The sequence below is a fragment of the Variovorax brevis genome (genome assembly GCF_030317105.1).
Taxonomy (GTDB): domain Bacteria; phylum Pseudomonadota; class Gammaproteobacteria; order Burkholderiales; family Burkholderiaceae_C; genus Variovorax; species Variovorax brevis.
The window spans coordinates 142120-162352 of the sequence record NZ_JASZYG010000010.1 but is presented as its reverse complement, the minus strand read 5'-3'; the positions used below and the strand labels follow the sequence as shown (position 1 = coordinate 162352).

The 20233-nt window shown below is 66.6% G+C and carries 19 protein-coding genes; 9 read left to right on the top strand and 10 right to left on the bottom strand.

The features are described 5' to 3' along the window. Positions 1 to 51: 51 nt before the first annotated feature. Positions 52 to 537 (top strand): dihydroneopterin aldolase, encoded by a 486-nt coding sequence (locus QTI66_RS27665; protein WP_444815058.1) that lies wholly within the window; start codon positions 52 to 54, stop codon positions 535 to 537. Positions 538 to 671: 134 nt separating this feature from the next. On the opposite strand, the gene fae is transcribed toward QTI66_RS27665, so the two are convergent. The 9 genes from fae to QTI66_RS27620 form a co-directional block, all read right to left on the bottom strand. Beyond that, positions 672 to 1184: a formaldehyde-activating enzyme gene (fae, locus tag QTI66_RS27660; RefSeq protein WP_286563388.1), complete on the bottom strand. Its 513-nt coding sequence runs from the start codon at positions 1182 to 1184 to the stop codon at positions 672 to 674. Positions 1185 to 1323: 139 nt separating this feature from the next. After that, positions 1324 to 2223, bottom strand: a complete 900-nt coding sequence (locus tag QTI66_RS27655; RefSeq protein ID WP_286563387.1) for a triphosphoribosyl-dephospho-CoA synthase — start codon at positions 2221 to 2223, stop codon at positions 1324 to 1326. A 2-nt stretch (positions 2224 to 2225) separates the two neighbouring features. Further along, the gene (locus tag QTI66_RS27650) at positions 2226 to 3149 is read right to left on the bottom strand and encodes an ATP-grasp domain-containing protein (protein ID WP_286563446.1); all 924 of its coding nucleotides are present in this window, start codon (positions 3147 to 3149) and stop codon (positions 2226 to 2228) included. A gap of 22 nt (positions 3150 to 3171) precedes the next feature. Continuing rightward, positions 3172 to 4176 carry a methenyltetrahydromethanopterin cyclohydrolase gene (mch, locus tag QTI66_RS27645; protein ID WP_286563386.1) on the bottom strand — a complete coding sequence of 335 codons (1005 nt, stop codon included), beginning with the start codon at positions 4174 to 4176 and terminating at the stop codon, positions 3172 to 3174. Then, positions 4173 to 5315: an ATP-grasp domain-containing protein gene (locus QTI66_RS27640; RefSeq protein ID WP_286563384.1), complete on the bottom strand. Its 1143-nt coding sequence runs from the start codon at positions 5313 to 5315 to the stop codon at positions 4173 to 4175. Before QTI66_RS27640 ends, mch begins: the two co-directional genes overlap by 4 nt. Continuing rightward, positions 5312 to 6220, bottom strand: a complete 909-nt coding sequence (locus tag QTI66_RS27635; RefSeq protein ID WP_286563383.1) for an NAD(P)-dependent methylenetetrahydromethanopterin dehydrogenase — start codon at positions 6218 to 6220, stop codon at positions 5312 to 5314. The genes QTI66_RS27640 and QTI66_RS27635 overlap by 4 nt, the downstream gene beginning before the upstream one ends. A gap of 44 nt (positions 6221 to 6264) precedes the next feature. Next, the gene (locus tag QTI66_RS27630) at positions 6265 to 7311 is read right to left on the bottom strand and encodes a beta-ribofuranosylaminobenzene 5'-phosphate synthase family protein (protein ID WP_286563382.1); all 1047 of its coding nucleotides are present in this window, start codon (positions 7309 to 7311) and stop codon (positions 6265 to 6267) included. A gap of 171 nt (positions 7312 to 7482) precedes the next feature. Next, a complete protein-coding gene (locus QTI66_RS27625) occupies positions 7483 to 7872 on the bottom strand; it encodes a 4a-hydroxytetrahydrobiopterin dehydratase (RefSeq protein WP_286563381.1) in 390 nt (129 codons plus the stop codon). Between the two features lie 20 nt (positions 7873 to 7892). Beyond that, entirely contained in the window at positions 7893 to 8687 is a 795-nt protein-coding gene (locus QTI66_RS27620) for a pentapeptide repeat-containing protein (RefSeq protein WP_286563380.1), read from the bottom strand. 96 nt (positions 8688 to 8783) lie between these two features. Here QTI66_RS27620 and QTI66_RS27615 point away from each other — a divergent pair, with 96 nt between their 5' ends. The 8 genes from QTI66_RS27615 to QTI66_RS27580 all read left to right on the top strand — a co-directional run bounded on the left by QTI66_RS27615 (position 8784) and on the right by QTI66_RS27580 (position 19326). After that, a complete protein-coding gene (locus tag QTI66_RS27615; RefSeq protein WP_286563379.1) occupies positions 8784 to 10754 on the top strand; it encodes a S9 family peptidase in 1971 nt (656 codons plus the stop codon). Between the two features lie 82 nt (positions 10755 to 10836). Further along, complete coding sequence (locus QTI66_RS27610; protein WP_286563378.1) at positions 10837 to 11187, top strand: hypothetical protein; 351 nt, start codon at positions 10837 to 10839, stop codon at positions 11185 to 11187. 78 nt (positions 11188 to 11265) lie between these two features. After that, the gene (locus tag QTI66_RS27605; RefSeq protein ID WP_286563377.1) at positions 11266 to 12783 is read left to right on the top strand and encodes a putative porin; all 1518 of its coding nucleotides are present in this window, start codon (positions 11266 to 11268) and stop codon (positions 12781 to 12783) included. 19 nt (positions 12784 to 12802) lie between these two features. Next, complete coding sequence (locus QTI66_RS27600; protein WP_286563376.1) at positions 12803 to 13723, top strand: metal ABC transporter substrate-binding protein; 921 nt, start codon at positions 12803 to 12805, stop codon at positions 13721 to 13723. Further along, complete coding sequence (locus QTI66_RS27595; protein WP_286563375.1) at positions 13720 to 14487, top strand: metal ABC transporter permease; 768 nt, start codon at positions 13720 to 13722, stop codon at positions 14485 to 14487. The genes QTI66_RS27600 and QTI66_RS27595 overlap by 4 nt, the downstream gene beginning before the upstream one ends. 218 nt (positions 14488 to 14705) lie before the next feature. Further along, complete coding sequence (locus QTI66_RS27590; RefSeq protein WP_286563374.1) at positions 14706 to 17195, top strand: DUF3300 domain-containing protein; 2490 nt, start codon at positions 14706 to 14708, stop codon at positions 17193 to 17195. A gap of 87 nt (positions 17196 to 17282) precedes the next feature. Further along, entirely contained in the window at positions 17283 to 17555 is a 273-nt protein-coding gene (locus QTI66_RS27585) for a DUF4287 domain-containing protein (RefSeq protein WP_286563372.1), read from the top strand. A 49-nt stretch (positions 17556 to 17604) separates the two neighbouring features. Next, entirely contained in the window at positions 17605 to 19326 is a 1722-nt protein-coding gene (locus QTI66_RS27580) for an IlvD/Edd family dehydratase (RefSeq protein WP_286563370.1), read from the top strand. On the opposite strand, the gene QTI66_RS27575 is transcribed toward QTI66_RS27580, so the two are convergent. Continuing rightward, the gene (locus tag QTI66_RS27575; protein ID WP_286563369.1) at positions 19316 to 20194 is read right to left on the bottom strand and encodes a carbohydrate ABC transporter permease; all 879 of its coding nucleotides are present in this window, start codon (positions 20192 to 20194) and stop codon (positions 19316 to 19318) included. The two genes, QTI66_RS27580 and QTI66_RS27575, sit on opposite strands and share 11 nt — an antisense overlap. Positions 20195 to 20233: the final 39 nt, after the last annotated feature.

The window sequence follows — 20233 nt, the reverse complement described above, 5'->3', positions numbered from 1 at the left end:
AAGGCCAAGGGCGGAAACATTCTGCGACAGCCTCACAACTATTGGAAGAGCATGTTGAACATTCGCCAGACCACCCATTCGTCGCCCCTTGATTCAACGTCCGGGCTTCCCGCCATGGATGTGATCATCATCGAGGGCTTTGTCGGCGAGACGGTCATCGGCATTCACGAAACAGAGCTGCACCGACCACAACCCCTGGTGATCGACGTGCATGCAGGGTTGGTGCGATCGCACGCCTGCGACACCGATCGCATTGGGGACACCATCGACTACGGCGCGGTGTGCGAACGCCTGCGGCGCCTGATGGCGGAGCACAAGATCCAGTTGCTGGAGGCCTTTGCGGAGGCCATCGCGGACATCGTGATCCGCGAGTTCGGCGCGCATTGGGTGCGGGTGAAAGTGGTCAAGCCGAAGAAGTTCAGCGACGTGAGTGCGGTGGGGGTGCAGATCGAGCGGCGGGCGTTGCCTGCTGACGATCATGCGGCGCGTGGTGGGGCTGTGCTGCAGCTCATCGGGTCGGGAATGGTTCCTGAGTAACGGGCTTCATCCCGGTCTTTCGACAAAAAAAGGCCGCGCCAAGACAGTCTCACTTTGACCGCAGCGCACATAAGCAAGCCGACCGGGTTTGAACCCGGCCGGCTTCTCTTCTCCACTCGATGTGTGACGAAAAATCAGCTGTGCGCTGCAAACGGATGGGCTGCGCTGCCCTTCTTGGCGACGACTTCGGCGGCAGTCGGCGAACCGGCCACGGCGCGCTGGATCGACTCCTTGGTGGCCTGGTAGTTGAAGTCCTGGATCTTGGTGTCGTCGTCCGCCAGCCAGTGGATGAACACGCCGACGCAGATGAAGATGTTGTCGGCTTCGTCGGCAGGGATGGTGCCGTCTTCGACGCAATCGGCCACGGCCATGGCCACCGCGCGCTGCGCCGGTCCGAACATCTGCACCGCCTGCTTGGCACCCTTGATGGTGACCTTGTTGAACAACACGGTCGAGGGCTTGGCCATGAGGTTCGGCGCGACCACCGCCAGCAGTGCGGTGAAGCCGTCCTTCTGGTTCGTGAGGGCGTTCGCGAACGCGGTTTCGGCAGCGCTGCCGCGCGGGCCGAGGATCAAATCAATGTGAGCAACTTCGTTGCCTTCACCGACGAGCGACTCACCGACCATCAAGCGATCAATCTTTGCCATGGTTTTACATCTCCTGTAATGCGTTCTGAAGCCATAGGGACACTGGCGCGGCCGCCAGCGCAAGGTCTCAGGTATCACGTTCCGTGCCACCCCGGCGCCAAGCTTTCCGCGGCTGCGCGCACCGGGTGGCGGTGCGGGCTCAGGCTTGCGTGGCGAGGCCCGAAATCAGCAGCGTGGCCACTGTCAAATCGGCTGTCGTACCGGGGTTGATGCCGCCGGCCTTGAGCGAGGCGTCCCATGCCTCGAAATCCGGATTGCCATCGAGCGCGGCGCCGGCACTCGCGCGCGACTGCCACGCCTGCGCCGCAGACATGACAGTGTGTGCCACCGCCTCGCCATGAATCCGAACAATGTGTGAATCTGCAACGCCGGCCAGCAGTGTCAGGTAAAGACGCTGGACGGCCGCGACCATGCCAAGGTCCCCGATGGCGTTCGCCGGCGGCCCCATGAGTGAAAACCCTGTGCCGAGCGCCGGCAGGCCCTTGTTGAACAGATCGGCATAGCCATTTCGGTATTGGCGCGCAATGCTGTCGCGGTGGGCCGCCAGACGCATGGCGGTGCGCAGATCGACGGTGGGCACCTGGCTCACGTCCTCGCGCGGCGCGGTGCCGAGGCCACCCGGGTTCGCGCGGGCTATGGCGCGGTAGGCGGCTTGTGCATCGGCAACGTCGAGGTCGGCCAGCACAGCCTCCACCGATGCGCGCAAGGCGGTTGGCGTGCACGCGTCAGGCTGTTGGTCAACGGCTCTTGCAACAGGCGCACACAGCAGCACGATGCCAAGGTTGGTGTTGCAGCCCGCGGCGGCCCAACTTGCCTCCACCGCCGCCTCGATGCGCGCGCCAACACGTGCGCCGGGCTCTAACAGCGGATCGGCAGCGGCTTGCGCGCTGGCGACGAACATGTCGGCCTCCATGCGATGGCCCGGGGAAGCCCGGCTGACGTTGCCGGGCTTTCTGACGGCCACATCCAGCTCGCAGGCGCGAAGAAAACAAGCCTTGGCCCGGACGGTCGCAGGGTGTATTGCGGCTGTGACAGGCATGCTCACGCCCGCAAGGCGGCGCCCGGAATTGTGCGAGTCCCGGAAGCCGCAAACTTCCGATCGAGCAAGTCATCGACGATGGCGCGCGCGATGTTGAAGGGCGTCACGCGCTGCAAGCCCTGCCATGCCGCGACGCCGTTGACCTCGATGACCTGCACGCCGCGCTTCGAGGGGATCAGGTCGACACCGGCGTAGTCCATGCCCAAGGCCTGCGCCGCGCCTTCGGCCAGTTCGGAAAGCTCATGCGTCAGCAGCGCCGGCTCGCAGCGCGCGCCTTGCGCCACGTTGTGGACCCAATGCTCGCTCACGCGCCGCATGGCGGTCACGGCCTTCCCACCAATCACCAGCACGCGCCAGTCGAAGCCGGGGCTCGACTGCGGCGGAATGAAGCGCTGCAGGTAGGCGAGCGATCCGTAAGCCCCGTCGATGGGCGGCATGGGGTGATGCACTCCGTTGACTTCACCCACCAGTTGCAGCCCGTTGCCCTGCGAGCCGAACAGCGGCTTGAGCACCAGCGCATGGCCCACGGCCCCCTCGCGGATCGCAATGCGCTGCGCCTGCGCCAGCGATTCGGTAGCCCAGGTCGGGGGCGTCGGAATGCGCGCCGCGTGCAGCAGGAGACTGGTCATCGACTTGTCGACGCTGCGCTCGATGGCACGCGCGTCGTTGTAGACCGGCACGCCCCGTTCGCGCAGCGCATGCAGCACGCCCAGGCGCTTGGTGACCTGCTCGAAGCTGCCACCGGCGATGCCGCGCACCAGCACCGCATCGGGCAACTCCCGCCCGAAGCCGGGGATGACCAGGCCATGCCACGCCTCGGTGGTGTCGATGCGGCAATCCGCCAGGTCGAGGCAGCGACCGACCCAGCCGCGCACGCGCAACGCGGCCTGCAGCTGGCGCGTGTGCCAGCCGGTTTCGTCCGTCATGATGGCGACACTGCGTGTCACCTCATGCCTCCTTGAGCCATAGGCCGGTGAGCAAGGGCATATCCAGCGCGCCGCCGTGCCAGGTGTTGCCGCTGTCCAGGTTGCTGACCCACACCTCGGCCGGCGCAAAGAGCGCGCCGTCGATCTTGTAGAAGTCGTAGCCCGCCGCCTTGAAGATGTCGGCGAAAGACCGGCCGTAGTCGCTCGAGGTGCGCGACGGCAGCTTTTGCGCCAGCTCGCGCGCCGCGCCGTCGTCGCCGCGCACGCTGAGGTGCACCCTGCCGCCGTACAGGATGGCGTCGTTGGTGCGCCCCATGGCTTCAACACCGTCAGGGCTGGGCGCGGGCAAGGGCGCAGCGCCCGCCCCGCCGACAATGTTGCCCAGCGCGAAGCCCAGTTGATGCGCCTTGTGCAGCGCCGTCTCCAGCACGCGTGCGACCACCTGCGTGGTGCCGGCGAGGCTGCTGGTCGGCGTGAGGATGATCGTCAGGCCTTCGGGCTGGAGCTGGCAGTCGTTCAGCAGCTTGTCGATGATGACCTTGGGCGGCAGGCGATCGACTTCCATTACCAGCACGCCCGCGTCCCCGTGGTCGCGGTAGCCGAGTTCGTCGAACAGGCTTTCCTTGCCCGCCAGCGCGCGCGCCGGGCCGGAGCCGAGCGAGAAGAACTTCTTGCCGCCCGTTTCTTCCTTGCTCGCCGCCAGGCTCCAGCCCGCGTACTGGCTCGCAAGGCAGGACAGCGGCAGTTGCGAGCTTCGCGTTTCGATCCACGTGGGCCAGCCGCCCAGGCCATCGGCGCGCAGGCTCACGTCCCCCAGTCCGCCCATGCAGATTTCGGCGATCAGCAGGCCCGCCTCGACGCTGCCGCGCACCTCGATGCCCGCATCGACGATGCAGACGCCGGATGGGTCTCGCAGCACCTTGACGTCGAGTTGCTCCGCCTGCGCCAGCAGTCGTTCGACCAGCGGCCGCGCCAATGCGTTCACGCTCAGTTGGCATGCCGCCAGCGGCGGGGTGGTGTCGGTCATTCGCAGGTCTCCAGGAATTGATGCACGGCTTCGCGGCGGCGCGCGAGCCGTGCATGCACATCTTGCGCGCTGTTGCCGCCAGCGCTCACGCTGCACACCGGGTCGCCGGCTTCGAAGCGCGTCGCGGCGTTGGGGAGGTCGTGGCAATCGGGGCGGTTGGCAAGGCGCATGGTGGCGTCATCGTCAAGGCGCATTGCATGTCGGGCGTAGACGAACTCTGTCCCGCGGACATGGTCGTTGGCGGCTTGGACAGGGCTGGGCGGCAACTCGTGGCCGGTGCAGGCGCGCACATGCGCTGCGAAGGTGCCGTGTGGATACAGCGCCATGCTGGCGGGCGGGCGGGGGTTGACTTCCAGCAGCCTGAAGGCACTGTCATTGCGCATGAAATCGATGCTGCCGAGGCCGCGCAGTGCGAAGCCCTTGGCCACCGTCCTGACCGCTTCGGTGATGCGAGCGGCCATGTCACTTGGGAGCGCGACAGGCCCCACCACGCCGCAATACACAAAGGGTCGCCCCGCCACAGGCCGCACGATCAACTCGTTGAAGCCAAGCACCACCGCGTCTTGCCCATTGGCGACGAAGGTCGCTGACATCGGAACTCCCGGCACCTCGCGCTGGAAGTAGTGATGCGCGGTCGGCGCCAGCGCGCCCGTTTCCGCGCGGTGAATGTGCCATCCGCCGCATCCATTGGCATCCTTGACCAGCCAATCGCCGCCATCCTCCGGCGCCGACATGCTCACCTCGGGGTGCGCAATGCCGTGCGCGTCGAGAAAGCCGAAAAATTCCAACGGATCGCGCACCCGGCGCAAGGCTTCGGCAGGCGTTCCCATCAACGGCAAGAGGGCTGCGCCGTGCGCCACCAAATCGGGCTGGCCTTCGAATCCGCTGCCTGCAATCCAGCCGGACACCCTGCCCTGCTTTGCGATGTCCTCCAGCGCAGACAGCAGCCGTTCGCCATCGATGTGCAAGGTGGTCGCGTCGCCAATGGAATGCCACTGCGTGCACGCACGCCGCGTATCGGTGTCGCCAAAAAGGTCCAACGCCACCACCTCGAAGCCGTCCCTCACAGCCGACTCGGCGAGCATGCGCGCGGAGATCGCAGCCACGGCCAGCACGGGCATCGGCAGCGCTTCGCTCAAGCGGCCTTTTCCGCAATGAAGGCACGTGCCGTTGCAAAGGCTTCGGCAAAGCTTTGCACCACCGCCTTTTCAGCCTGGCACATCTGCACCAGCAGGCGCTGCTGGGTCTGGTACTTCACGTTCCCGATGGCCAGCGCGCCCACGCCCAAGGCAGCCGTGCCGGCCACGGGCGTGGCGTCGGACTGCACGCCAACACCGGCAATGCCCTCGGGCGGCACCGCGTTCACATCCGCCGCCACCTTGAGCTTCTTCGCGGACGCGAGCGCCTCGGCCGATGCGACCTGAACGCCGGCTGCCGCGCAGGCCAGCAGCACGTCGGCATCCGCGAGCGATGCCGCCACCGCAGCCGCGTCGCTGCCGGACACGCCATGCAAGGTCACGCCAAAGCGCTTGCCGGTTTCGCTGGCGGCCTTTTCGGCGGCGCCTTGGCCGCCGCGACTGGAAAGGAACACCTCGGCGCCCGCCTGCGCTGCGATCACCCCGGCAATGCGCCCCACCGGTCCCGTGCCGCCGAGGACGACGACGCGCTGGCCTTGCAGGCCCGCAGCGCCCTGCTTGCCCAGCGCAGCCTCGACGCACGCGACCATGGCGGCTGCTGTCGTGTAGGCACCGCTCGGATCGGCCATCAGCGAGACGACGAAGGGCTTGAACATCGCCTTCCTGGCGCTGTCGAGCATGTCGGCAGCCAGCAGCGCATCACGTCCGCCGATGAAGATGCCGGTCTTCAACAAACCCTTGGGGCTGCGCGAGAAGATGGTGTCCTGCGTGAGCCCCGCAATGCCGTCGGCCGCGACTTCGCAGTAAGGCACGATGACCTGATAGCCCGCGTCGGCAGCCATGTTGATGTCGAAGGGGCTCATCTGCCGGCCCGGGGTGAACATGTGGAGGATGGTGGGGCGTTCCATGGAGAGGGCCTGCTTTTGAAGGGAGAAACGACGCGCCGACGCCATCAAGGCAAAGGCATCTCGAGGCGCCGGTCGAACAGCGTGGCGCCGGAGTTGCGGCCGGTGACGACCGTCAGCGTCAACGACGGCGCGACCAAGCCTTGTGCATGCAGGGCATCGACCAGACCATCGGCGTGCACCTGCGAATCTACGATGGCGAAGCCGGTCGGGCCCCACGAGCTTTGGCCGATGGCGGCCGGGTATTCAGTGCGCTGCCACAAGGTCCATTCAAGGACACGGGCGACCGCAGGGCTCGAAAAGACACTGCCGCCTTGCGCCGGTGCAAAGTGCGCGCCCAGCACCTGCTGGATGCGCGTGACGCCCTGCGCGAAAGACCCGAAATCCGCCGTCGCGGCGCCCGGCAGGACGCGCATCAGCACCTGATGGCAGATGTCCGCCGCCAACTCCCGCGGCATGGGCGCCAGGGCCGAGATGCGCTGCTTCTCGTCGGCGCCAGAGATACCGTGACGCGCACTGTCTTGCACGATGAGCACGCGCCACGCCTCCGGCAAGGCGATGCGCGACAACACCGGCGCTGGCACGCCGTTGGCGCCCGGTCCGCCATCGACGAGCAGTCCGCCCGCATCGAAGCCGGCAATGCCGATGCCCGAGCGCAATCCCCGGCCGAGCCACTGCGCCAGCATCGGCGTGCTCACGTTCAGGCCGTGCCATTGCGCAAAGGCCCGCGCAATGGCCAGCGCCAGTTGCGTGCCAGAACCGAAGCCCGCATGGGCGGGCAGCACGCGCGCCAGCCGAAGGTGCAGCGCCTGACGGCGACCGCTTTGCGCCTGCAACATGCGCAAATATGACGCCGCCCGGTCGATTTCCGCCCGCTCGGCCAGGCCGGTGGCCGTGATCCGGTCAGCGGCGGCGGCGCCGATTTCCACCTGCGTCTCGAAGCCGTTGATGACCAGCCCCAGGCTGCCGAAGCGGCGGCCCAGCGACGCAGCCGGGTCGAGAAAGCCCAGGTGCAGGCGGCCCGGCGCGCGCAGCACCACCGTCGCCTGGTTGTCGGCGGCGTTCATGTCGGGGATGTTTCGGGGACGGTCCATCTTGCCTGGCGTGAGTCCATCAAATGCGGATTCAAAGCAAGGTCTGTTCCGCTGGCCATTCCCCGGGGCTTTCCGGGGGTGTGGCGCCCGATCCCGCCAGCCCGCGGCGCGGGCCTGTACCGGGTTGGGGACAGTGTGTCACCGGGCGCGCCGGCCGCCCGTTCCGGGCTTTCAGTCGTACTTGAGGTACTTGAAGCGCGGATCGTCCGGTGTGCCTTCCAGGATCGCGCCCTCGGCGGCGCCGGGTTGCCACATCACGACTTCCTCGATCTTCTTCGCGAGTTCGAAGTCCTTGTCCGTGATGCCCTTGGCGGCGTGGTTCATCAGCTTGACGGTGACAAAGGCGTACGACACGGTGAGGTCGGGGTGGTGCCATGCGGCTTCGGCCAGGTGGCCGACCGTGTTGACCACCATCAGCGTGCCCTTCCAGCCGCTGGTCTTGTACTTGCGCCGGATCCAGCCGTCTTCGAGGTACCACTTGGGCAACTCCTCGGCGAGCCGCGCCGTGATTTCGTCGGGTGTGTACACCTCCGACGCGCCTTCCTTGCGCCACTTGGTCATGTCCGTGTCTCCTTTCGCATTCAGCGAACGATCTTGCTGAAGTTCGCGGCGCGGTCGAAACCCTTGGCCTCGTTCATGCCCTTCACGTCCCGGAAGATCGTGCCATCCAGGTCGGCCTCGGTGAAGTCGGCACCTGCCACGTTGGCCCCGGTCAGGTCCGCGCCGGCGAGCTTGACATTGAAGAAGTTGGTGCCGCGCAGGTCGCTGCCCCGCAGGTTGGAAAAGGCCATCAAGGACCGGTTGAAGTCCGCGCCCGCCAGGATCGCGCCGGCGAGGTTGGCGCTGGCCAGGTCGGTGCGCATCTGGCCCATGCCCTGGTTCTTGATGTTGACGCCCGCCATCGCGTTGCTGAAGTTGGCGCCCGAGAGGTCGGCGCCGGGCAGGTCCGCGATCATCTTCACGCCGGTGAGGTTGGCGCCCTTGAACACGGGCATCTTCTTGACTTCGCCGCCCAGCACCACCACCGACAGCAGGCTGGCGCGCGTGAGGTTGGCGCCGGTGAAGTCGGTGCCCATGAGCCACGCGCCGTTGAGGTTGGCGCCTTCGAGCGTGGCGCCGCGGAAGTCAGCCAGCACGAGCTTGCTGGCAAAAAAGCTGGTGCCGCGCAGATTGGCGTTGCGGAAATCAAGCTGGCTCAGGTCGAGGTCCGACAGGTCCTTGCCGGCGAAATCGACGGGCGTGGCGGGCGATGCCAACTTGAGCATGGCCTTGACCTGCTCCAGCGACAGCTCGGCCGCCACGGCGTGTCCGAAGGCGACAAATGCCAGCAGTGCCGTCGCCATGAGCGAGGTCGCAAGTCGTGAGGTGCGGATCATCTGCGCTCCGTCGTGTGTTCGCAATCACGATACGCCTTTCGGCCAGAGTCTGGTAGCGTGAACACTCCACCGTGCAAGACCTCAGAGGCTCCCGTCATGCCAAGCCACACGCCGCCCGTCATCGCACCCCATGGCGCATGGGAATCGCCGATCAGTTCGCAACTCGTGGCGTCGGCGCAGGTCACGCTGGTGGATGTGCTGCTCGATGGCGAAGACCTGCACTGGATCGAAGGTCGGCCGCAAGAGGGCGGGCGCCACGTGGTGGTTCGGCATGCGGCGGACGGCGCGCACCTTGACCTGACGCCTGCGCCCTTCAATGCGCGAACGCGCGTGCATGAGTACGGCGGCGGCAGCGCACTGGTGTCCGAAGGCGGCGTGTACTTCAGCAATTTCAGGGACCAGCGGCTGTACCGGCTTTCCATCAATGGCAGCGTTGAAGCCTTGACGCCGGATGCAGCACTTCGCTATGCCGACGCCGACATCGACCACGCGCGACGCCTGTGGATCGGCGTGCGGGAAGACCATCGCGACGCAGGCCGCGAAGCCGTCAACACGATCGTTGCGCTGGATGAGGACGCGGGTGGAGAAGGCATCGTCATCGTGCAAGGCGGCGACTTCTACGCGTCGCCGCGGCTCAGTCCCGATGGCCGGCAACTGGCGTGGCTCACCTGGAACCATCCGGACATGCCGTGGGTGTCAACGCAGTTGTGGGTTGGCGATTTCGATGGAAGTGGCATCGCCAATGAAAGGCTGGTGGCGGGCGGCAAGGAGGAATCGGTGTTCCAGCCGCAGTGGTCGCCGGACGGCCTGCTGTACTTTGCATCGGACCGCTCGGGGTGGTGGAACATCCATCGGCGCGATTCGGGTGGAGCGGTCGTCAACGTGTGCCCGATGGCCGCGGAGTTCGGCCGAGCGCAATGGGGCCTGGGCATGTCGGCCTGCGCGTTCCTGTCGGCGCGGCAAATGGTGTGTGCGTACATCGAGCGCGGCGTGGGAAAGCTCGGGCTGCTCCAGCTCGACAGCGGCGACCTCAAGCCTTTCGACTTGCCCTTCACCGAATATTCGTCGGTGCGTGCGAGCCACGGCAAGATCGCCTTCAAGGCCGGCGCGCCGGACATTGCCGCATCGATCGTCGTGCTCGATGCGCAAACGGGTGAAGCGACGACGGTGCGCAAGTCGACCGCGCTGGCCGACGACGCCGCCATGCATCGGCATTTCTCCAAACCGCAGACCATCGAGTTTCCAACGGCGAACGGGCTGACGGCGTTCGCGCTGTACTACCCGCCGTGCAATGCCGACTTTGCCGCGCCCGCGGACGAACTGCCGCCGCTGGTGGTCAAGTGCCACGGCGGGCCCACGTCCTCGGCGTCGAGCACGCTGGAACTGCGCACCCAGTTCTGGACGAGCCGCGGCGTCGCGGTCGTCGATGTGGACTACGGCGGCAGCACCGGCTACGGCCGCGCGTACCGCGAACGCCTGCACGGCATGTGGGGCATCGTCGATGCGCAGGATTGCGCGGCCGCGGCCCGCTACCTGGTGGAGCGGAAACTGGCCGACGCGGCGCGCACCGTCATCACAGGCAATAGCGCTGGCGGCTTCACGACGCTCAGTTGCCTGACCTTTGCGGATGCCGCGGTGCGCACCATGTTCAGCGCCGGTGGCAGCCACTACGGCGTGAGCGACCCCGAGGCGCTGGCACGCGACACGCACAAGTTTGAATCGCGATACCTCGACTGGCTGATCGCGCCCTATGCCGATGCCGACGCCGGCGTTCAAGCGGCGCATCGCCAGACCTACGCCGAGCGATCGCCGGTGCGCAATGCCGACAGGCTCTCGGCGCCGGTCGCCTTTTTCCAGGGCGCCGAAGACAAGATCGTGCCGCCCAACCAGACGGAGTTGATGGTCGCTGCCCTGCGCCAGAAAGGCATCACGGCGCAATACACCCTGTTTGCGGGCGAGCAGCACGGCTTTCGGCAGCAGGCCAACATCCGCTGGGCGCTGGATGCGGAGTTCTACTTCTACAGCGCGCTCGTGTTTGAACCTCGCCGATCTCCGCAAGCGGGCTGAGACAGTTCTGAACTTCGGCGACCCACATTCGCCGTTCAGCGGGATCCGGCAGGCCGACCGCTAAAATTGCGGGCCCTCCGCCATGTTCAGCCTACGCCAGCGCTCCCGAGCACCACGCCACTTTGCGTGGCTGTTGTGGCTCGCGATGCTGCTGCCGATCGCCCAGGCTGCGTCTGCGACGCATGCCCTGTCGCACACCGGCGACGACCTGGCTGCTGCGGCCAAGCACAAGCAGTTGCAGCATCTCGTGCATTGCGAGATCTGCGTGGCGGCCGGCGCCATTGGCGGCGGCGCGCTTCCCAGTCCACCCCTTTCGCTGCCGCCGCTCCTGGCGGCACGCCATGAAGCCCCGCAAGCCGACGCCGACGGCGTCTGGCAGGGCTTGCCGCTCCTCGCCTACCAGGGCCGCGCGCCCCCTGTCGCCCTGCACTGACCGTTGACCGGAGCACCCGCCCGCTTTCGCGCGGACGGGTGCGTTTCGACACGTATTTGCCAGAAGCGACAGGAATTCATGCACAGACTTTTTCCGGCGGGCGTCGCGCTCGCCTTGACCTTGCCGATCGCCGCCGTGGCGGCCGATCCCTCCTCCGACGTTGATGCGCTGCGAAAAGAAATCAGCAGCATGCGCGCCGACTACGAATCACGACTGCAGGCGCTTGAAAAGCGCGTGCAGGACGCTGAGGCGAAGGCTGCGTGGTCACCGCCTGCGGTGACCAACGCGCCGGCTACGGCTGGCACTGCTGGCACGGCTGGGACGGGTGCCACCGCTGCCGCGACCGCCACGACCGCTACGACCGGCGGCGCCGCAGTTGCGGCCACAGGCGCGGCCGCCGCCGTCGCGCCGCCTCCCACCAATGCCTCTCCCGCAACCGTCGCCGCCGCGCCCGGCAGCGGCGGGGGCAGTGCCAACTCATTCAATCCGGCCATCTCCCTCATCCTCTCCGGCGGCTACACACGCACGACGCAGGATCCAGCGAACTTCGCGATCACAGGCTTCCCGTTGCCGCCAGACGCCGAGATCGGCCCCGGCACACGCGGCTTCAACCTGGGGGAATCGGAACTGGGCTTTTCCGCCAGCATCGACCCGTGGTGGCGCGGCCAGGCCAACATCGCGGTGGCGTCCGACAACTCGGTGTCGGTCGAAGAGGCCTTTGTCGAAACCACCGCGCTGGGCAGCGGCCTGTCGCTGCGGGGCGGACGGTTCTTCTCCAACATTGGCTATCTCAATCCCCAGCACGCCCACACCTGGGACTTCGTCGATGCGCCGCTGGCCTACCAGGCCATGCTCGGCACGCAGTACGGCGACGACGGCTTGCAGCTGAAATGGGTGGCGCCCATCGACCAATACGTCGAACTCGGCGCGGAAGTCGGCCGCGGGCGCACTTTCCCCGGCAGCGACACCAGCCAGAACGGGGCAGGCATGACGTCGCTGAGCCTGCACACTGGCGGCGACGTGGGCGTCAGCAACAGCTGGCGTGCCGGCATCTCGGTGCTCAACGCCAAGGCCACCGACCAGAGCCTGCTGGCCACCAACGCGGCGGGTGCGCAGGTCACCAACCTGTTCAGCGGCAACTCGCGCGTGTGGATTCTTGACGGGGTGTGGAAGTGGGCGCCGAACGGCAACGCAACGCGCACCAACTTCAAGCTGCAGGGCGAATACGTGCGCAGCGACCGCGACGGCAACCTGGTCTACGACGTGGGCAACACCGACAGCCCCAGCCGCTACGGCGTGGTGCAATCGGGCTGGTACCTGCAGGGCATCTACCAGTTCATGCCGAACTGGCGCGTGGGCCTGCGCACCGAGCAGTTGGACCCCGGCACGCCGGACTACGGTCTCAATTCGGGCGCGATGGGCATCACCAGCTACCGCCCGAAAAAGAACTCGCTGATGCTGGACTACAACCCCAGCGAGTTCTCGCGCATCCGCCTGCAGTTGGCACAAGACCGCTCGCGCGAAGGCGCGCCGGACAACCAGATCTTCCTCCAGTACCAGATGAGTCTGGGCGCGCACGGTGCGCACAACTATTGAGCCCCCAAGGAGAAACGCCATGATGAAATTCAACCGTACGACCCTCTTCGCCTTGCTGGCCACGCCCTTGGTGCTGCTCGCCTCGCCCGCCAACGCGGCCCTTCGCGTGTTTGCCTGCGAGCCCGAGTGGGGTGCGCTGGCGCAGGAACTGGGCGGCAGCCTGGTCGATGTGACAGTCGCCACCACCGCGCTGCAGGACCCGCACCAGATCCAGGCCAAGCCCAGCCTGATTGCGCGGGCGCGCAATGCCGACCTCGTCGTATGCACTGGCGCCGAGCTCGAGATCGGATGGCTGCCCGTGCTGCTGCAGCAAGCCGGCAACGCGAAGCTGCAACCGGGCCAGCCCGGCAACTTCGCGGCAGCGGACTTCGTGCGCAAGCTCGAAGTGCCGACACAGGTCGACCGCTCGCAGGGCGACGTGCACGCGGCCGGCAACCCGCACATCCAGACCGATCCGCGCAACATCGCCGTCGTCGCAGCGGCCCTGGGCGCGCGCCTGCAGCAGATCGATCCCTCGCACGCTGCCGACTACGCCAAGGCGCAGGCCGACTTCACGCAGCGCTGGCAACAGGCGATGACGCGCTGGAGCACGCAGGCCGCGCCGCTCAAGGGCGTGTCCGTGGTCTCGCAGCACAACGCCTTCGTGTATCTCTACGACTGGCTGGGCCTCAAGGAAGTTGCCGTGCTCGAACCCAAGCCCGGCGTGGAGCCGACGGCGTCGCACCTGCAGGGGGTGCAGGCCACGCTCAAGGACAAGCCTGCGCGCATGGTCATCCATGCAGCCTACCAGGATCCGCGGCCGTCCGAGTGGCTGAGCAAGAACACGGGCATCCCCGTCGTGAAGCTGCCCTTCACGGTCGGTGGCACGGAGGGCGCCAAGGACCTCTTCGGCCTTTTCGATGACACGGTGGCCCGCCTTCTGGCAGGAGCCAAGCCGTGAACTGGAGCGCGCTCGACTGGAGCATCCTCGGGCCCGCGCTGATCGCCGGGCTGCTGGTGCTCGCAACCCACGTGCCGCTGGGCGTGCAGGTGCTGGACCGCGGCATCGTCTTCATCGACCTCGCCATTGCGCAAATTGCCGGCCTGGGCGTGATCGCGGCCGATGCGATGGGCATGCCTGAAGGAGGCGTCGCCGTGCAGGTGGCCGCGGTGACGGCCGCCCTGCTCGGCGCCTGGCTCCTGACGTGGACGGAACGGCGTGCAGCGCAGCAGCAAGAGGCCTTGATCGGCGTGATGTTCATCCTTGCGGCGTGTGCCGGCATCTTGTTGCTGGCGAGCAATCCGCACGGCGGGGAGCATCTGAAGGACTTGCTCGTCGGGCAGATCCTGTGGGTCAACACGACGCAGTTGCTGTGGCTGGGCGGCGTGTCGGCGGTGTTGCTGCTTGCCATGCAATTCGGGTGGGTCGCGCGGCTCGGGCGTTTCGGCTTCTATGCCGCGTTCGCGGTCGCCGTCACGGCGTCGGTGCAACTGGTCGGCGTGTACCTCGTTTTTTCGAGCCTGATCATTCCGGCGCTCGGCACGCGGGCGCTTTCCGGGGCGCGTCGATTCCAGGTCGCTTATGGCATCGGTGCGGCGGGCTACGCGCTGGGACTGGCCCTGTCGGCGCTGTTCGACCTGCCATCGGGCGCGGTGATCGTCTGGACCCTGGCCGCGTGCGCGCTGGTCGGCGCAATGGCGGTCAAGCCCGTTAAGGTGCAGTAGCGCCGCGTTTTCCCCTTGAACGAACGGCCCATGCGCTGACAGGCGGGGTGGGATTGAACTGGCATCGGTGAGGCGGGCTTCCGCGCTACGGTGAGATTGAGTTGGCACGTTTGCCAGCAAGACAAGCCTTCGAGGAACGCCACATGCTGCAATCCGCTTTCCGATCGTCACCGCGAGCGCCGCGCCGCTCGCCGGTATTCCTTGCAACTGTTGCATGTGTGAGCACAGCGCTGGTCCTCGGTGGTTGTGGCCAGTCTTCCGGCGAAAGCGCGCCGCCTTCGCCGCCGCTGGCGGCGGTGCAGGCACCGAGCCCTGCTCAGGCGCCGGTGATAGCGCCAGCCCAGCCCGCGGCGCCCGTGGTGGCGCCTGCGCAGCCTGCGGCGCCGACCCCGGTGGCCTACACGCCACCCACGGAAAACCAGCTCTATGAACTGGTCGCACCGATCGCGCTCTATCCCGACAAGCTGGTCGCGCAGGTCGTTGCGGGTGCGACCTATCCCGACCAGGTCACCGCGGCCCATGAGTGGCTCACGCAAAACGCCAGGCTCAAGGCCGGCCCGCTGGCGGACGCGGCCAACCAGCAACCCTGGGATCCGAGCATCAAGTCGCTCACTGCTTTCCGGCCCGTGCTTGACCAGATGGCCAGGAACCTGCCGTGGACGACGGCGCTGGGAGAGGCCTACTACAACGATCCTGACGACGTGCTCAACGCCGTTCAGGTCATGCGCCAGCGCGCCAAGCGTGCGGGGCAACTCAAGAGCAACAAGCAGATTCGCGTGGCCACCGCATCGACGCCGGCGAACTACGTGCCGGATCCGAATGCGCCGGTCTTCTATGGCGGTCCGCCCATCATCGAGCCGCCGGAGCAGTACATCACCATCGAACCGGCGCAACCCGACGTCGTCTACGTGCCCAGTTACAACCCGCAGCAGATCTACGGGGAGCCGGTGGCGGCCTATCCGGGCTATGCGTACTCGCCCCCCGCATACGTGACGCCGGGCTACAGCACCGCGCAGGTCGCAACCGTGGGCGCGCTGACTTTTGGCGTCGGCATCATCGTCGGCTCCGCCATCCAGCGGCACGACTGGGGCTGGAATTCATGGGGAATGAACTGGGGCCGCCCGGATGCCTATCGACGTGGACAGCCGCCGGGGCCTCAGGCACGCGCTGCCTATGACCGGCCGGCCGTGGTCTACAACCGCTCTACCTACGTCTCGCGCTCCGAGACGGTGGTGAACAACAACGTGCGCAACACCTACATCAACGGTGGCAATGTGCAGCAGGAGCGCCAGCAGCAGGCGCAGATGGAGCAGATGCGGCGCCAGCAAGCCCAGCAAGCCCAGCAAGCGCAGCAGGGGCAGGCATTGGCCGCGCAACAACAGGAGCAGGCGCGCAACCAGCAATTGCAGCAGGCGCGACAGCAGCAGGCGCAGCAGGAGCAAGCGCGCAACCAGCAGGAGCAAGCGCGCAACCAGCAGGAGCAGGCTCGCGGGCGGCAGGCGGAACAGGCGCGCCAGCAGCAAGAGCAGCAACAGCGACAGCAAGCGCAGATGAACCAGCAACGACAGCAACAGCAGCAACAGCAGGAGCAGCAACGCCAGGCGCAGGCACAGCAGCAGCGCCAGCAGCAGGAGCAGGCGCGAGCACAGCAGGAACAGGCACGCAACCAACAGGCCGAGCAGGCGCGCAACCGCCAAGCCGAGCAAGGACGCAACCGTCAGGCGCAGCAGGAACAAGCACGCACGCAACAGGAGCAGGCGCGCACGCAGCAAGGCCAACAGGCGCAGGCGCAAGAGGCGCAGCGCCGCCAGCAGCCGCAGGCCGGCCAGCAGCCACAACCGCAACAGGAACAACAACAAAGGCAGGCACAGGCACAGCAAGCGCGCCAGCAGCAGGAACAGTCACGCCAGCAGCAAGAGCAGGCGGGCAACCAGCAGGCGCAACAGGCGCGGCAAGCCCAGCAGGCGCAGCAGAATCAGCAGCGACAGGAAGCGCAGGCCCGCCAGCAGGAAGCACAACGGCGCCAGCAAACGCAACAGGCCCAGCAGCAGCGCGAACAACAGGCGCGCCAACAGCAGTCGCAGCAACAGGAACAGGCGCGACGCCAACAGCAGCAGGCGCAACAATCCCAGCAACAAGCCCAGCAACAGGCGCAACAGCGCCAGCAGCAGGAAGCGCAGCAACGACAGCAACAGGATCAGGCGCGCCGTCAACAGCAGGCTCAAGCGCAACAGGCACAGCAAGCACAGCAGCAGGCTCAGCAACGGCAGCAGCAGGAGGCGCAACAACGACAACAGCAGCAGGCACAGCAACAGCGCCAGCAACAAGACGCTCAGCGCCAGCAGGCCCAGGCCCAGGCCCAGCAACGACAACAACAGGAAGCGCAACAACGACAGCAGCAGCAGCAGCAGCAGCAACAGCAGCAAGCGCAACAACAACGCCAACAGCAGGAAGCCCAGCGCCAGCAAGCCCAGGCGCAGCAGCAAGCCCAGCAACGGCAGCAGCAGGAGGCGCAACAGCGTCAGCAGCAGCAAGCGCAACAGCAGCGCCAACAACAGGAAGCCCAGCGCCAGCAGCAACAGCAGCAACAGCAGCAACAACAAGCTCAACAGGCCCAGCAGCAAGCCCAACGCGTCGCGCAGGAGCAAGCACGCGCCGCCGCCCACCAGGCGGCGCAAAAAAAGCCGACGGACCCGCCCAACAACTGACACAACCCGCGCTGCGCCAGCGCGCTTGTGAGTCATCGGCACCTCGTGCTACCGTGCCCGGCAGTTCAACTGCCAAGGGCAATTTCGATGACCTTCCAGGCCTATATCGACAACATCAAGGCCAAGACCGGCAAGTCGCCGGCGGACTTCCACAAGGGCGCCAAGGCCAGGGGCCTGATCGAGCCCGGCAGCAAGGTCGGGCCCATCGTCGCGTGGCTCAAGGCCGAAGAAGGGTTGGGCCACGGCCACGCCATGGCGATCGTGCAGGCCTTCAAGAACGAGGGCTGGTATCCCATCGACGGGGACGCGCCAGCAAAGGCCGGCGTGAAGAAGATTCCCGCAAAGAAAGCCAAGGCATGATGGGCCGCCCATCGCTCCGCCAGCATCGCCCTTCAAAGGACCCCGCCCCATGACCCAAGGCATGCGCAAGGGATTGACCTCCTACGGCGATCCGGAGTTCTCGCTCTTCCTGCGCAAGGCCTTCATCAAGGCCATGGGCCTGTCGGACGACGCGCTCGCCCGCCCCATCGTCGGCATCGCCAACACCTTCAGCGACTACAACGCGTGCCACGGCAACGTACCCAAGCTGGTGGAAGCGATCAAGCGTGGCGTGATGCTGTCGGGCGCGCTGCCGATGGAGTTCCCGACCATCTCCATCCACGAATCCTTCGCGCATCCCACCAGCATGTTCTTGCGCAACCTGATGGCCATGGACACGGAGGAGATGCTGCGCGCGCAGCCCATGGATTCGGTGGTGCTCATTGGCGGCTGCGACAAGACCATTCCCGCGCAGATGATGGCAGCCGCCTCCGCCGATGTGCCAACGGTCATCGTGCCTGTCGGCCCCATGCTGGTCGGCCACCACAAGGGCGAGCAGCTGGGTGCGTGCACCGACTGCAGGCGCCTGTGGGGCGAACATCGCGGCGGCCGCATCGACGCGCAGCAGATCGAGTTCATCAACGAGCGCCTGGCGCCCACGCCGGGCACCTGCATGGTGATGGGCACGGCCAGCACCATGGCTTGCATCGTCGAGACGATGGGCCTGGCGCTGCCGCGCTCTGCCACCATTCCGGCCACGCACGCAGACCGGCTGCGATCCGCGGAAGCCAGCGGCATGTTCGCGGCCGCGATGGCGCGCAGTGGCGGGCCGAGGCCGTCGCAGCTCATGACGGAAGCGGCCTTTCGCAACGCAATGGTCGTGATGCAGGCCATCGGCGGCTCGACCAACGGCTTGATCCACTTGACTGCCGCGGCGGGTCGGGTCGGCGTGAAGATCGATCTCGAAGCCTTCGATCAACTCGGCCGCAACGTGCCGGTGCTGGTGGACCTCAAGCCCTCGGGCGAGCACTACATGGAGCACTTCCATTGGGCCGGTGGCGTGCCACGCCTGATGCGCGAACTGGTCGACCTGCTCGACCTCGATGCGCCCACCGTGATGGGTGGCAGCTTGCGCGACTACATGGAGACCGCCGAAGACGTGCCGGGCCAGACCGTCATCCGGCCGCGCTCCGATCCCATCAAGGCGTACGGCAGCATGGCGGTGCTGCACGGCAATCTGGCGCCGCGCGGGGCCATCATCAAACAGTCGGCCGCATCGCCATCGTTGATGCAGCACACAGGCCGCGCCGTCGTCTTCGACTCGGTGGAGGACATGACCACGCGCATGGACGACCCCGAACTCGACGTGACCGCCGACGACGTACTGGTGCTGCGCAACGCCGGCCCCATCGGCGCGCCGGGCATGCCCGAGGCGGGCTACCTGCCCATCCCGCGCAAGCTCGCCGTGCTGGGGGTGAAGGACATGGTGCGCATCTCCGACGCCCGCATGAGCGGAACGGCCTTCGGCACCATCGTGCTGCACATCACGCCGGAATCGGCGGCAGGCGGTCCGCTGGGACTGGTGCGCAACGGCGACCGCATCTCGCTCGATGTCGGGAAGCGCCGAATCGAATTGCTGGTGGATGAGAACGAACTTGCGCGACGACGCGAAGCAGCGGGATCAGGGCCGCCGCCAGGCGCGGCACCGAGACCCGACCGCGGCTACGCGGCACTGTTCCATCGCAGCGTGCTGCAGGCCGACGAAGGCTGCGACTTCGACTTCCTCGTGCCGGGCCGCAGCACTACTCCTTGACCGACCCCGTCATCCCCGAGACGTAGTATTCGACGAAGAACGAGTACACGAAGGCCACCGGCAGCGAACCCAGCAGCGCACCCGCCATGAGCGGACCCCAGTGGTACACGTCACCTTCCACCAGTTCGGTGACGACACCCACCGGCACCGTCTTGTTCTCCGACGACGACACGAAGGTGAGCGCGTAGATGAACTCGTTCCACGACAGCGTGAAGGCGAAGATGCCCGCCGAGATCAACCCCGGCACCGCGAGCGGCAACACGATCTTGATGAGGATCTGCCAGCGCGAGGCACCGTCGATCAGCGCGCACTCTTCCAGCTCATAGGGAATCGAGCGGAAGTACCCCATCAAGAGCCAGGTCGAGAACGGAATCAGGAAGGTCGGATAGGTCAGGATCAGCGCCATGCGGCTGTCGAACAGCCCGAGCTTGACCACGATCGCCGCCAGCGGAATGAACAGGATCGACGGCGGCACCAGGTACGCCAGGAAGATCGCCCCGCCAGCCGGCTTCGAACCCTGGAAACGCAGCCGCTCGATGGCGTACGCCGCCAGCACCGAAGCCACCAGCGACAGCCCGGTCGACACGACCGACACGATGACCGTGTTCCACAGCCACGCGGGGTATTCGGTGCGAAACAGCAGCTTCTCGAAATGCGCGATCGTCGGGCCGACGATCCAGAACGGGTTGCCGTCGCGCGAGAGCAGTTCGTTGTCAGGCTTGAAAGACGTGATCGCCATCCAGTAGAACGGGAACAGCAGCACCAGCACGAAGCAGATGATCGGGATGTAGATGGTGACCCAGCGGCGCGGCAAGGACTGCAGGTAGTCCATGCCCTGCGAGGCGTCGTTGTTGGATTTCTCGGTCATGATGCCCCCTTGGCGCTCCGCGCCGTCCCCCCGAGGGGG